At 71.4% G+C, this 12,531-nt stretch carries 9 protein-coding genes; 4 read left to right on the forward strand and 5 right to left on the reverse strand.

What is annotated here, in order from left to right:
* The first annotated feature begins 24 nt into the window (after positions 1–24).
* Positions 25–876, forward strand: a complete 852-nt coding sequence (locus MED15_RS15135) for a hypothetical protein (RefSeq protein WP_112698463.1) — start codon at positions 25–27, stop codon at positions 874–876.
* A 43-nt stretch (positions 877–919) separates the two neighbouring features.
* Here MED15_RS15135 and MED15_RS15140 read toward each other — a convergent pair whose 3' ends face one another.
* Both MED15_RS15140 and xseA read right to left on the reverse strand, forming a co-directional pair.
* Positions 920–1,141, reverse strand: coding sequence for an exodeoxyribonuclease VII small subunit (locus MED15_RS15140; RefSeq protein ID WP_030486721.1), 222 nt, complete (start codon positions 1,139–1,141; stop codon positions 920–922).
* A 45-nt stretch (positions 1,142–1,186) separates the two neighbouring features.
* Positions 1,187–2,428, reverse strand: a complete 1,242-nt coding sequence (xseA, locus tag MED15_RS15145; RefSeq protein ID WP_244220465.1) for an exodeoxyribonuclease VII large subunit — start codon at positions 2,426–2,428, stop codon at positions 1,187–1,189.
* Positions 2,429–2,572: 144 nt separating this feature from the next.
* Here xseA and MED15_RS15150 point away from each other — a divergent pair, with 144 nt between their 5' ends.
* Together MED15_RS15150 and MED15_RS15155 are read left to right on the forward strand one after the other, a co-directional pair.
* Entirely contained in the window at positions 2,573–3,559 is a 987-nt protein-coding gene (locus MED15_RS15150) for a 4-hydroxy-3-methylbut-2-enyl diphosphate reductase (protein ID WP_091397205.1), read from the forward strand.
* 41 nt (positions 3,560–3,600) lie between these two features.
* A complete protein-coding gene (locus MED15_RS15155; protein WP_112581935.1) occupies positions 3,601–4,035 on the forward strand; it encodes a hypothetical protein in 435 nt (144 codons plus the stop codon).
* Between the two features lie 71 nt (positions 4,036–4,106).
* Here the strand turns inward: MED15_RS15155 and MED15_RS15160 are convergent, their stop codons facing one another.
* The gene (locus tag MED15_RS15160) at positions 4,107–7,403 is read right to left on the reverse strand and encodes a S8 family serine peptidase (protein WP_112735951.1); all 3,297 of its coding nucleotides are present in this window, start codon (positions 7,401–7,403) and stop codon (positions 4,107–4,109) included.
* Between the two features lie 149 nt (positions 7,404–7,552).
* Entirely contained in the window at positions 7,553–8,713 is a 1,161-nt protein-coding gene (locus MED15_RS15165) for a DNA recombination protein RmuC (RefSeq protein ID WP_112725722.1), read from the reverse strand.
* A gap of 54 nt (positions 8,714–8,767) precedes the next feature.
* Here MED15_RS15165 and MED15_RS15170 point away from each other — a divergent pair, with 54 nt between their 5' ends.
* Entirely contained in the window at positions 8,768–9,601 is an 834-nt protein-coding gene (locus MED15_RS15170) for a hypothetical protein (protein WP_112581940.1), read from the forward strand.
* Positions 9,602–9,670: 69 nt separating this feature from the next.
* On the opposite strand, the gene ppc is transcribed toward MED15_RS15170, so the two are convergent.
* Entirely contained in the window at positions 9,671–12,457 is a 2,787-nt protein-coding gene (gene ppc / locus MED15_RS15175; RefSeq protein ID WP_112581942.1) for a phosphoenolpyruvate carboxylase, read from the reverse strand.
* Positions 12,458–12,531 lie beyond the last annotated feature (74 nt).

Consider the following 12,531-nt stretch of genomic DNA (forward strand, 5'->3'; position numbering starts at 1 on the left):
GGGTGACCCCCTTGGGAGACACGTATGACTGTTCGACGACTCGGCGCCGGCCTGGTAGCCGCCGCTCTGATCACGCCCGCATTGGCCGCCTGCGCCAGCGGAACCGGCACCGGCACCGCCGGATCGACGCCGTCCCCGACGGTGAGTGCGTCCGGCACGGCGAGCCCGTCCGGTGCCCCGGTGGCGGGTGACGCCAAGCAGGCCCTGCTCGACTCCACCAAGGAGATCAGCAACGGGAACTTCCGGTTCACCCTGGCCGGCGCCGGCTCGACGGCGGAAGGGCTGGTGCACCAGCCGAGCCAGAGCGCGGCGATGAAGATCGCGATCGGTGGCCCCTCGGCCGACCTGGCGATGAAGCTCGACGTGGTCCACTTCAAGCCGGACAGCTGGGTCAAGCTGGAGCTGAGCGGCCCCACCGCCGACAGCCTGCCCGCCATCAAACAGCTCAACCTCGGCAAGTACCAGCACCTTGACCAGAACCGGATCAAGGGCAACCGCAACCTCGGCTTCGACTTCGAGAAGGTCGACCCGGCCGGTAGCGCGGTGCTCACCCAGGGCATCACCGAGGTCCGCAGCACCGGCACCGGCGCGTACGCCGGCACCATCGACGTCACCAAGGCCGCCGAGGCGGGCTCGTTGAACGCCGCCACGATCGCCGCGCTGGGCACCCAGGCGAAGACCGTCCCGTTCACCGCGAAGGTGGACCCGCAGGGCCGGCTCAGCGAGCTGGTGCTGCAGTTGCCGGCCGCCGGGCAGACCGCCGCCCAGGAGGTCAAGATGACCTACTCCGACTACGGTGCCGCCACCGCCGCGCAGAAGCCGCCGGCGGACCAGGTCGTCGAGGCGCCCGCCGAGCTGTACAGCCTGTTCAACTGACGTACCGAGGTGGGGCGGCTCCGGCCGCCCCACCGGCGGTCGGTCAGGAAGTGGGCTCCTGCCGGGCGGCGTCGATCCGCGCCCGCGCACCATCCAGCCAGCGTTGACAGATCACCGCCAGCGCCTCGCCGCGCTCCCAGAGCGCCAGCGACTCCTCCAGTGACGTGCCGCCGGCCTCCAGCCGCTCCACCACCGAGGCCAGCTCGGCGCGGGCCTGCTCGTAACTGAGCCGTTCGTCCGGCCCGGCCTTCGTGTCGTCAGTCATCGCGTTCATCTCAGCACACCGCTCCCCACCGCGCCGCGTCGCCACTCAGCCATCGACCGTGGCGGCCAGCTCGCCGTCGGCCAGTCGTACCCGCAGCGGGTCGCCCTTACCGACCTCCGCCGCCGCGCGGACCACGTGGCCGTCCGCGCGCTGCACGATCGCGTACCCCCGGTCGAGGGTGGCGGCGGGGGAGAGGGCGCGCAGCCGCGCGAGGGTGTGCCGCAGGTCATCCTCGGCGGCCGCGAGCCGGTGCTCCAGGCAGCGGCCGGCCCGTTGGCGCAACGCGGCCAGCTCGGTGGCCCGATGCTCCACCATCACCTGGGGCCGGGCCAGCACCGGCCGCGAACGTAGCCCGTCGAGCCGGTGCGTCTCCCGGTCGACCAGGTTGCGCACCGCCCGTTCGAGGCGGTGCCGGGCCTGACCGATGAGGCGTACCTCCTCGGTGAGGTCGGGGACGACCCGCTTCGCCGCGTCGGTCGGGGTGGAGGCACGGACGTCGGCGACGTAGTCGATCAAGGGCGCGTCCGTCTCGTGGCCGATCGCGCTGACCACCGGCGTACGACAGCCGAACACCGCGCGGCAGAGCGCCTCGTCGGAGAAGGGCAGCAAATCTTCGATGCCGCCGCCACCCCGGGCGATGATGATCACGTCGATGCTCGGGTCGGCGTCCAACACCTTGAGCGCGTCGACGATCTGTGGCACCGCGGACGGGCCCTGCACGGCCACGTTGACAGTCCGGAACTCCACCGCCGGCCAGCGCCGCCGGGTATTTGTCAGCACGTCCCGCTCCGCCGCCGACGCGCGGCCGGTGATGAGCCCGATCCGGCCGGGCAGGAACGGCAGTCGACGCTTGCGGGCGCGGTCGAAGAGCCCCTCGGCGGCGAGCAGCTTCTTGAGCTTCTCCAGTCGGGCCAGCAACTCCCCGAGCCCCACCTGGCGAATCTCGTCGGCCCGCAGGCTCAGCGTGCCCCGGGCGGCGTAGAACTCGGGCTTGGCGTGCAGCACCACACGTGCGCCCTCGCGTAGCTCTGGCGCGCCGGAGTCCAGGACGTCCCGGTTGGTGGTGACGGTCAGGCTCAGGTCGGCCGACGGGTCACGCAGGGTGAGGAAGACGGTGCTGGCCCCGGGGCGGCGGCTGATCTGCGCCACCTGCCCGTCCACCCACACCCAGCCCAGCTTGGCGATCCAGGCCCCCACCTTCTGGCTGACCACCCGTACCGGCCAAGGCTCCTCAGCGCTGCTGGCCCCGCCGCTTCCGCCGCTTCCCACCCGCCCACCCTCGCTCACCCGCCCACCCTACGGACCTCCCCGGTGATCAAGAGGTTTGCGTCGGCGCTGGGCGCGTTTCTGACGCAAACCTCTTGATCACCGGGGGCTGGGGGTGGGTTGCGGGCCGGTGCCGGGCTGCGGGGTGGCACGTACGATGGGGTGGTGACTGAGGCTCAGGCGACTCACCGGACCGGCAAGCGCGTGCTCCTGGCCAAGCCCCGCGGCTACTGCGCGGGTGTCGACCGCGCGGTGCAGACCGTGGAGGAGGCGCTGAAGCTCTACGGCGCTCCGATCTACGTGCGCAAGCAGATCGTGCACAACAAGCACGTGGTGCAGACCCTGGAGGCCCAGGGCGCGATCTTCGTGGAGGAGAACGAGGAGGTGCCGGAGGGCGCCACCGTCGTCTTCTCCGCGCACGGTGTGGCGCCGGAGGTCCACGAGCAGGCCAAGGCGCGGTCGCTCAAGGCGATCGACGCGACCTGCCCGCTGGTCACCAAGGTGCACCACGAGGCGCGGCGCTTCGCGGCCGAGGACTACGACATCCTGCTCATCGGCCACGAGGGGCACGAAGAGGTCATCGGCACCGCCGGTGAGGCCCCCGCGCACATCCAACTGGTGGACGGCCCGGACGGCGCCGACAAGATCACCGTACGTGATCCGGAGAAGGTGGTCTGGCTCTCCCAGACCACGCTCTCGGTCGACGAGACGCTGGAGACGGTGGCCCGCCTCAAGCAGCGGCTGCCGCTGTTGCAGTCCCCACCCAGCGACGACATCTGCTACGCCACCTCCAACCGGCAGCACGTGGTCAAGGAGATCGCCGCCGACTGTGACGTGGTGATCGTGGTCGGCTCGACGAACTCCTCCAACTCGGTCCGCCTGGTCGAGGTCGCCCTGGACGCCGGCGCCCGCGCCGGTCACCTGGTCGACTTCGCGCACGAGATCGACGACGCCTGGCTGGAGGGGGCCACCACGGTCGGCCTGACCTCGGGCGCGAGTGTCCCGGACGACCTGGTCCAGGAGGTGCTGGTCCACCTCGCCGCCCGTGGCTTCGCCGACGTCGAGGAGATCACCACCGCCAACGAGCGGCTCACGTTCTCGCTTCCGCAGGAGCTGAGGCGGGACATGAAGGCCGCTGCGGCGCGCGGCTGAAGCGCGGGAACGAACTCGGGTCGGCGTACGTCAGATTCGGCATGAGGACTCTTCGGCTCGCCGTCCCCGCGCTGGCCGTCTGCGTGGCGCTGAGCGCCTGCGGCGGCCAGGGTGTCGGGGGCGGCACACCCACCCCGACACCGACGGGAGCGCAGCCGGTGACCAGCCAGCCCACGCCCGACCCGACGCCCTCGCCAGAGACCGGCACCCGGTCCGTGCCGCCCGGCCTGAAGACTCCGAAACCGGGCGGCCCGAGCACGCCGCCGGGCGTCGGGGCCACCACCCTGAGCGGCACCGTGCAGGGCGGTGTGGAGCCCGGCTGCGTACTGCTCGACGGTTACCTGCTGCTCGGCGGCCCGCGTGAGGTGCTGACGCCGGGCGCCCGGGTCGAGGTCACCGGTCGGGTGGAGCCCGGCATGATGACCACCTGCCAGCAGGGCACCCCGTTCGTCGTGACCGCCGCCCACCGATCCTGACCACTCACCCCTGACACGCGGGAGCCCGCCCCCGAACGTGGGGACGGGCTCCTGCTGGTGTTACGAGTGGATCAGTTCACGGCACCGATGGACACGTTGCCGCGACCCACGATGGCACCCTCGCTGGTGACGATCGCCAGTTCACCGGAGAGTTGACGCCCGTCGGCCGGAACGGCCACCGCGGTCACCGTGCCGGTGATGGTGGCCGACTCGCCGTGCATCAGCGGCACCGCGGCGGCCGGAGCGGTGATCGTGCCCAGCGACGCTGACGCGAACGCGTCGTAGTAGTCGTAGGCGGTGCTGGTCCCCGGCCCGTCAACCCCGTACGGCTCCACCACGACGCGGTAGGTGCCAGCGGGCGGGTTGGTCAGCGTGACCGCCTCCTCCGAGTCGCCGTCCGCGGCCCGGCCGACCTCGGTGGTACCCCGGTAGACGAACAGGTCCAGGTCGGCTCCCGCGTTGGCGGGGTTGCCGATCCGGGCGGTGAACGTCGACGTACCCGCCGGGATCTCGACGGTCCACTCCTGGTTGGGACCGCCCTCGGTGATGGTCGGACGCTCGGTCCGCACACCGGTCAGCGCGCCACTGCGGCCGCTGATCGAGACCGGACCGAAGGCGTTGGTGACCTTCCAGGTCACCGGGGTCGGCTCGCCGGCCTCGACACTGGGCAGCTCGACCAGCGCCGGCTCGACCGTCAGGCCCTGCACCCGCGCCTGGAGCTTGAACGGGTTGTTCAGCGCCGGGGACGTCCGCCGCGACTCCACCTCGATCTCCCAGACCCCGGGCAGCGGGTTCTGGTAGTCACGCTCCTGCGGCTTGCAGACGTTGACGTCGGAGAAGTTGGTGTAGCAGACGGTGCTGGTGGTGGCCTCCACCGGCACACCCAACGGGTTGATCGCGATGAACCGGGTCTGCGAACCGGTGGCGATCCCGGAGAGGTTCACCTGGAGGGCCTTGGCACCCTCCGGCACCGTGACGAAGTACGACGTGAAGCCGTTGCGGTCGACCGAGCCCTCATTGGTGTACGAGAAGTTGGGCTTCTTCACGTCGTTCGAGGCCACCACCACTGTGGACACCTCGAAGTCGACGACGTTGGTGGCCGGGTCGTCGATCCGCACGATCGCGCCGTGCGCACCCTCGGTGGCCGGCTTGGCGGTGACGCTGATGGTGACGGCCTTGTTGAGCGGCAACGCGACGGTCTTCGGTGCCTTGAAGGTGCCGTCGTTGCCCTGGAGCGTGATGTTGTGCTTGATGGTGCCGGCCGGGCCGCTGGTGCGGGTGAGCTTGACCGGGTACGTCTTGCTCTGGCCGACCTTGTGGCCACCCTCGGACGAGGTGCAACGGTTGTAGACGCCGGTGCCCCGACCCGGGTTTGGTACGAACTTCACACCGTTCCAGATGGTCAGCTGCTCCGCGAGGGGGCTGCAGACCGGCGCGTCGGAGACGTACGACCGGGTTTCGACGCCCTGGCGCAGCAGCTGCCAGGCGCCCGGAACGTTGACCATGCCGTAGCCCTGCGCGTACGTCGGTACGTCCGCGATCGGCTTGGCGGAGGTGAACAGCGCCCGCCGCAGTGCCGCCGGGCTGACGCCCCGGTCGGTGGCCTTGGCGGCCGACAGCAGCAACGCGCCGGCGCCGGCGGTCTGCGGAGACGCCATCGAGGTGCCGTTCAGCATCGCGTAGCCCGGGGGCAGCGCGTATCCGGCCTCGGGGACCGGGGCGCCGAGCTGCCAGGTCGGTGCGGTGGAGATGGCCGAGCCGGGGGCGGCGATGTTCGGCTTGAAGCCGCCGTCCTCGCGTGGGCCACGGGAGGAGAAGTTGAACAGGGCGTTCTTCTTCTTGACGACCGAGCCGTAGTTGGCCAGCCAGGTGTCCTTGCTGATGTTGGCGGCAACGCTGATCACGTTGCTGGCCACCGACGGGTCGCCGATGGTGTTGAGACCCGGGCCGGAGTTGCCGGCCGAGATGACCAACTGCACGCCGTACGTCTCGATCAGTTCGTTGTAGAGGTTCGTCCGCGCGTTGTTGCCGTCGTTCAGGCCCGGAAGGCCACCGATCGACATGTTGACGATGTCGACGCCACGGTTGGCCACCAGGTCGATCATGCCGGTGGTCAGGGCCGCCGCGCTGCAGCCGCCGCCCCAGGAGCAGGCGCGGGCGGAGACCAGCTTGGCGCCGGGCGCGGCGCCGTCGAAGGCCCCGTTGCCGAGCATGTCGTTGGCGGCGGTGATGCCGGCGACGTGGGTGCCGTGGGTGCTCTCGACGATGCCGATGTTCACGTAGTCGTAGGTGCCCGGCAGCCCGATCGGCGTGGTGTTGACGTTCTTGCGGAACTCGACGACGAACGGCTGCCGCTCGGCGACCGGGGTCGCCGGGTTGTCGGTGCCGAAGTAGCCGATGTCGTACTTCTCCTTGTACGGCCGCATGACCGGGTCGTCGGTGAAGTTGAGGTTCTGATTGGCGTCCACCCGGATGTTGTTGGTGGCCGGGTCGAAGAGCACACCCCAGGTGTCGGTCGTGTCGCCGTCGCGGTTGACGTCACCCCGGGCGTCGCTCGCGGCGGTGACCGACTCGCTGAACAGGTTGAACCGGTACGTGCCGGCCGGTGCCGTCCAGGTGCCGCCGGCGATGGTGAACGACGGGCCGGCGACCTCGGCCTGCATCCGCCGCCACGAGCCGTCCTCCAGCGGATCGGTCGCGGTGACCCAATCGACGATCTTGCGCTCGCCGGTGGTGGTCTGCTGCAACGCCGGGTGGGCAAGGTCCACACCGGAGTCCATGATGCCGATCGTGACGCCCCGGCCGTCCCACTCGGGGTGGGCCGCGGTGAACGCCACCGCGCCGGTCTCGTTGGTGGGCATGTAGGGGTTGTCGGCCGGGGTGGTCTCTCCCGGCGCCCCGACGGTGGCCTGCCGCGCGCCGGCGGTGCCGGTGGGGGTGTTTTCCGGGGCCGGGTCCGGCAGTTGGATGACCTCGTCCAGGTCGACGGCCGAGACGCCGGGCAGCCGTGCCGCCTTGAGCACGCGGTCGGTCGGGACCTTGGCCAGCACGAAGCCGACCCGGTCCTGCCGCTGGCTGACAGTGCCGCCGAGCTTGGTGAGGCTGTCGGCGACGTCCCCTGCCTCACCCTTCTCGGTGGCGACGATCAACGTGACGGTCGGGGCCTTCTTGGCGCGGGCCTCGCTGAGCAGTTTGGCGTCGTGGGCGCCCAGCGTCTCGGCGGCGGTGGCCGGGGAAGCGTCCGGTGTGGTGGCGGGAGCGGCGGCCGCGGTGGCGGCACCACCCATGGTCGTCATGGCGCTCGCCGCCAGGACCGACGCGAAGAGCGCGGCTGAGGTGCGCCGGCTCAAGTTTCGAAGTCTGCTCACGTTCTCTTTACCTCCAGAGAACAGGGCCCTTCAGAGAAGGGCGCTCGGGTGAGCAGAATCTTTCGGGGTATCGACAAGCACTGTCACTACTGGTCAGTCCCTTGTGACCAGTTCGTGACATGCGGGCACACACACTGTCACATAGATGGCTAGCGGGCCGAGGCCTCGTCGGCCGGATCGGCCAGCTCGGGTGCCTGCGGCTGCCGGGGCGCCAACTCGACCTGGGCCGGCGTGGCCAACTCGTCGTCCGAGACGCCCAACTCGGCGAGCTTGCGGGCGCTGACCAGCACCCGGGCCTCCAGCGAGCCGACCGCCCGGTTGTAGGCGGTCACCGCGCCGGCCAGCGAGGACCCCAGCTTGCCAACGTGGTCGCCCAGGGTGGAGAGCCGGCCGTACAGCTCCCGGGCGAGGGTGTGCACCGCGAGCGCGTTGCGGGCCAGTGCCTCCTGCCGCCAGGAGTAGGCCACGGTGCGGAGCAGGGCGACCAGCGTGGCCGGCGTGGCGAGCACCACGTTGCGGGTGAAGGCGTGCTCCAGCAGCGTCGGGTCCCGCTGGAGCGCGACGTCGAGGAACGGGTCGGCGGGGACGAAAAGCACCACGAACTCGGGTGAGTTGTCGAACGCCGACCAGTACGACTTGGCGGCGAGGGCGTCGACGTGCCCCCGCAGGTGCCGCGCGTGCGCGTCGAGGTGGGTGTCCCGGCCGCGCTCGTCGCGGGCCTCCATGGCTGTCAGGTACGCGTCGAACGGGGCCTTCGCGTCCACCACCACCGAGCGGCCACCGTGCAGGCGGACCACCAGATCCGGTCGGACGACCTGCTGGTCGGTGGCGGCGGTGACCTGCTCGGAGAAGTCGCAGTGCTCCAGCATGCCGGCCGCCTCGACGATCCGGCGCAGCTGGTGCTCGCCCCAGCGGCCCCGCACCTGCGGTGCGCGCAGCGCAGCCACCAACTGCTTGGTCTCGGTGCGTAGCTCACCGGAGACCGCGTTCATCGAGCGGACCTGCTCACGCAGCTCGGCGTACGCGTCGACGCGGTCGTGCTCCAGCTCGGCCACCCGCTGCTCGTAGCGGCGCAGGGTGTCGTGCAGCGGCGCGACCGCCCGGGCCACCGCCTCCTGGGACTGCGCGGTGGCCTCGTAGCTCAACGCCCGCATGGACTGCTCCAGCCGACCCTCGCCCTCCCGGGTGGCGGCCAGGGTGGCATCCAGGCGGGCGATGTCGGCGGCCGACCGGGACCGGGCCGCGAGCCAGCCCACCGCCCCGCCGGCGCCGAGGCACACGATCACCAGGAGCAGCGTCGAGACGTCCATCACCGGAGCTTGCCAGACGGATACGACGTGCGACCCGGGGGTACGTTCGATGACATGGAACTTGTGCTCTGCCTCGCCGTTGTGCTGGTCGGCGCGCTGGGCGCCGCCGCGCTCATCCGCGCTCAGGCCGGTGCCCGTCGGCGCACCGAGCTCGGCGACGCCCGCGCGGAGGCGCAGCGGTGGTACGAGCGCCTCGGTGGCCAGTTGATGAACCTGCACGGCGACGACCCAGCGGTACGCCAGGCGCTGGCCGACGCCGGTGAGCGGTACAACGCGGCGGGCTCCCAGCTGGAGCAGGCGTCCACGCCGCACCAGTTCGGGCTGGCCCGGGAGACCGCGCTGGAGGGTTTGGCGTACATCCGGGCGGCGCGTACGGCGCTGGGCATCGATCCGGGCCCCGAGGTGCCGACCCTGGCCGCCGCCCGCGGCGTGGGGCAGCTCACCAAGGAGCGCGAGGTCGATGTGCAGGGGCAGACCTTCCGGGCCGGGCCGCAACCCGGCCGGGAAACGCCCTACTACTACCCCGGTGGGCGTTATCAGGGTCGCCCGGTGCCCGCCGGCTGGTATTCGACGCCCTGGTGGAAGACCGCGCTGGGTGCCGGCGCCGGTGTGCTCGGCGGCATCCTGATCGCCGACGCGCTCTTCTCTCCCGCCTTCGCCGACCCGGGGTACGGCTACGACGCCGGCTACCAGGAGGGCTTCGGTGACGGTGTCGACCAGGGTGGCGACGGCGGTGACCAGGGCGGCGACTTCGGCGGCGGTGACCAGGGTGGGGACTTCGGCGGCGGGGACTACGCCGGTGGGGACTTCGGTGGTGGCGACTTCGGCGGCGGCGGCTTCGGCGGCGGCGACTTCGGGGGCGGGGACTTCGGCGGCGGGGACTTCTGACCGTCGTTCAGACCTACGGAAACGGGCCCCGGTCGGCTGCGACCGGGGCCCGTTTTTCGTACCTGTCGATCAGCCGGTGTTGCGCATCCCGGCGGCGATGCCGTTCACGGTGGTGAGCAGCGCGCGTTCCAGTGCGGTGCCGTCGCTCGGTGCGCGTCGGCCGCCAGGTGCGGTGGCGATCGCCCTCCCGGCCGCGCCCGACTCCCGGTACTGCCGCAGCAGCGCCACCTGGAGATGGTGCAGCGGCTCCAGGTAGGTGTCGCGGACGGCCAGGGTGCGCTGGAGCACCGGCGAGTTCTCCAGCAGGGCCGGTGAGGCGGTCACCGCCAGCACCTCCCGCTTGGTCAGCTCGTACTCCTGCTCGATCTGCTCGAAGATCGGGTGCAGCTTCTTCGGCACCAGCGTCTCGACGTACCGGCGGGCGATGCTCAGGTCGGTCTTGGTCAGCATCATCTCGACGTTCGACAGGAACGTGCGGAAGAAGTGCCAGTTGCGGTGCATCTCGGCCAGCACGTCCGCCAGCCCCGCCTCGCGGGCGGCGGCAAGCCCGGAGCCGACGCCGAACCAGCCCGGCACGATCTGCCGGGTCTGCGTCCAACCGAAAACCCACGGGATGGCCCGCAGCCCGGACAGGCCCGCGCCGGTGTTCGGGCGCTTCGCCGGCCGGGAGCCGATGTTCAGCGCGCCGAGCAGCTCGGTGGGGGTGGACGCCCAGAAGTACGCGGGCAGGTCCGGGTCCTCGACCAGCGACCGGTAGGACCGGAACGCCGACTCGGAGACCACGTCCATCGTCGCGTCCCAGCGCTCCAACATCTCGGCCGGCTGCCGGGGTGCGGTGTGCAGCAGAGTCGCCTGGAGCACCGCGGCGAGGGTGAGCTCCAGGTTCTCCCGGGCCAGCGAGGGCAGGGTGTACTTGTCGGAGATCACCTCGCCCTGCTCGGTCACCTTGATCGCGCCGTCCATGGTGCCGTACGGCTGCGCCAGGATCGCCTCATGCGTCGGCCCTCCGCCGCGCCCGACCGTGCCGCCCCGGCCGTGGAACAGCCGCAGGTGCACACCGTGCCGGGCGGCCACGTCGCGCAGCGCGCGCTGCGCCCGGTGGATCGACCACTGGCTGGTGGTGATCCCGGCTTCCTTGTTCGAGTCGGAGTAGCCGAGCATGACCTCCTGCACGTCACCCCGGGCCGTCACCAGCGCCCGGTACGCGGGCAGCGACAGCAGCTCGTCGAGGAGTTCGCCGCCGGAGTTCAGCTCGGCCGGGGTCTCCAGGAGCGGCACGAACCCGACCCGGGCCCGTCCGCTGTGCACGTCCACCAGACCGGCCTCGCGGGCCAGCACCACGGCGGCCAGCACGTCGTCGACACCCAGGGTCATCGAGATGATGTACGACTCGATCACCTCGGCGCCGAACCGGTCCTGTGCCTCCCGGATGGTCCCGAACACGTCGAACGTCTTGCGGGCCGGCTCGGACAGCGACGTGTCGACAGTCGACAGCGGACGGCGACCGGTCAGCTCGTCGGCGAGCAGCTTGGTGCGTTCCAGCCGGGTCAGCGCCGGGTAGTCGGAGACCTCGCCGACCGCTTCGTAGAGCTGCGCGAGCACCGCGTGGTGCGCCTCGGCGTGCTCCCGGACGTCCATGGTGGCCAGGTGCAGGCCGAACGCGGAGACCGTACGGATGGTGGAGGCCAGCCGGCCGACCGCGGTGAGCTGCCCGGAGTTGCGGGCCAGCGAGGCGCGCAGCAGGTCGAGGTCGGCGATCAGCTCGGCGGAGCCCCGGTAGTCCCGGCCCGGTACGTGGGCGGTGCCCTGGCGCAACCTCAGCCGGGTGTTGGCGAGCTTCGCCTTCACGCAGCGTGCCTTGAGCCGGTACGGCTCCTCCGCGTTGACCCGGCGGAAGCGCTGCGCCACCTCGGGCAGCGCGTCCAGGTCGGCGGCGAGGCTGGCGGAGAGGTCCAGGGACACCCCGCGCAGTCGGCGGGACACCGAGACCTCGTTGATCAGGTGGTCCATCGCCTTCTCGGTGGCCGCGATGCCGTGCTCGTGCTGGATGGTCAGCACCTCGCGGGTGACCGCCGGGGTGACGAACGGGTTGCCGTCGCGGTCGCCGCCGATCCAGGTGCCGAAGCTCAGCGGCCGGGCCGTCGGCGAGGTCTCCACGCCGAGCGTGCGCAGCGTGTCGGCCAGGTCGTCGAGCACCTGCGGCGCGGCCTCGGCGTACAGGTCGCGCAGGTAGTAGATCGCGTTGCGGGCCTCGTCGGTCGGGTCCGGCCGGTCGAGCCGCAGCTCGTCGGTCTGCCACATCAGGTCCAGCAACTCGGCCAGCCGGCGGTTGGCCGGGCCCTCATCGCTGGCGCCGTAGAGGATCGCGTTGGCGGTCTCGGTGTCCAGCTCGTCGGCGATCGCCCGCAGCTTGGACAGGATCGAGCGACGGGCCGCCTCGGTCGGGTGCGCGGTGAAGACCGGCCGCACCGCCAGCCGGCGAGCCGCGTTGGCGATCTCCTCGGCCGGCACTCCGCGCTCGGCGATCATCTTGGCGGCCTGGTCCAGCCAGCCGCCCTGCACCGCGCGGCGGCGGCGCAGATCCCGTGCACGGTGCACCTGCTCGGTGATGTTGGCCAGGTGGAAGTAGGTGGAGAAGGCGCGGGCCAGCTTGGTGCCGGTGGTCACGTCGAGCCCGCCGAGGCGCTGGGCGGCCGCGGGGGCGTCGGAGCGAACCTGGGCGCGGATCTCCTCGACGAGGTCGAGCAGCGGGCGACCCTCCTGGCGGGCCAGGGTCTGGCCGAGCAGGGTGCCGAGTCGGCGAATGTCGGCGCGCAGTGCGGCGTCCGGGCCGTCATGGTCGTGCTGGTCGGTCACGATGCGCTCCCTTACGTGGGTACGAAGGACAGCGCTGTCCGACTTACTGGATGGTATCCGCGCGCCGGGGATGT

This window comes from Micromonospora noduli (genome assembly GCF_003264475.1).
GTDB lineage: Bacteria > Actinomycetota > Actinomycetes > Mycobacteriales > Micromonosporaceae > Micromonospora > Micromonospora noduli.

What these genes read in the sequence shown, in the direction of transcription:
- MED15_RS15135 (WP_112698463.1), top strand. Translation starts at nt 25, where the DNA reads ATGACTGTTCGACGACTCGGCGCCGGCCTGGTAGCCGCCGCTCTGATC.
- MED15_RS15140 (WP_030486721.1), bottom strand. Translation starts at nt 1,141, where the DNA reads ATGACTGACGACACGAAGGCCGGGCCGGACGAACGGCTCAGTTACGAG.
- MED15_RS15155 (WP_112581935.1), top strand. Translation starts at nt 3,601, where the DNA reads ATGAGGACTCTTCGGCTCGCCGTCCCCGCGCTGGCCGTCTGCGTGGCG.
- MED15_RS15165 (WP_112725722.1), bottom strand. Translation starts at nt 8,713, where the DNA reads ATGGACGTCTCGACGCTGCTCCTGGTGATCGTGTGCCTCGGCGCCGGC.
- MED15_RS15170 (WP_112581940.1), top strand. Translation starts at nt 8,768, where the DNA reads ATGGAACTTGTGCTCTGCCTCGCCGTTGTGCTGGTCGGCGCGCTGGGC.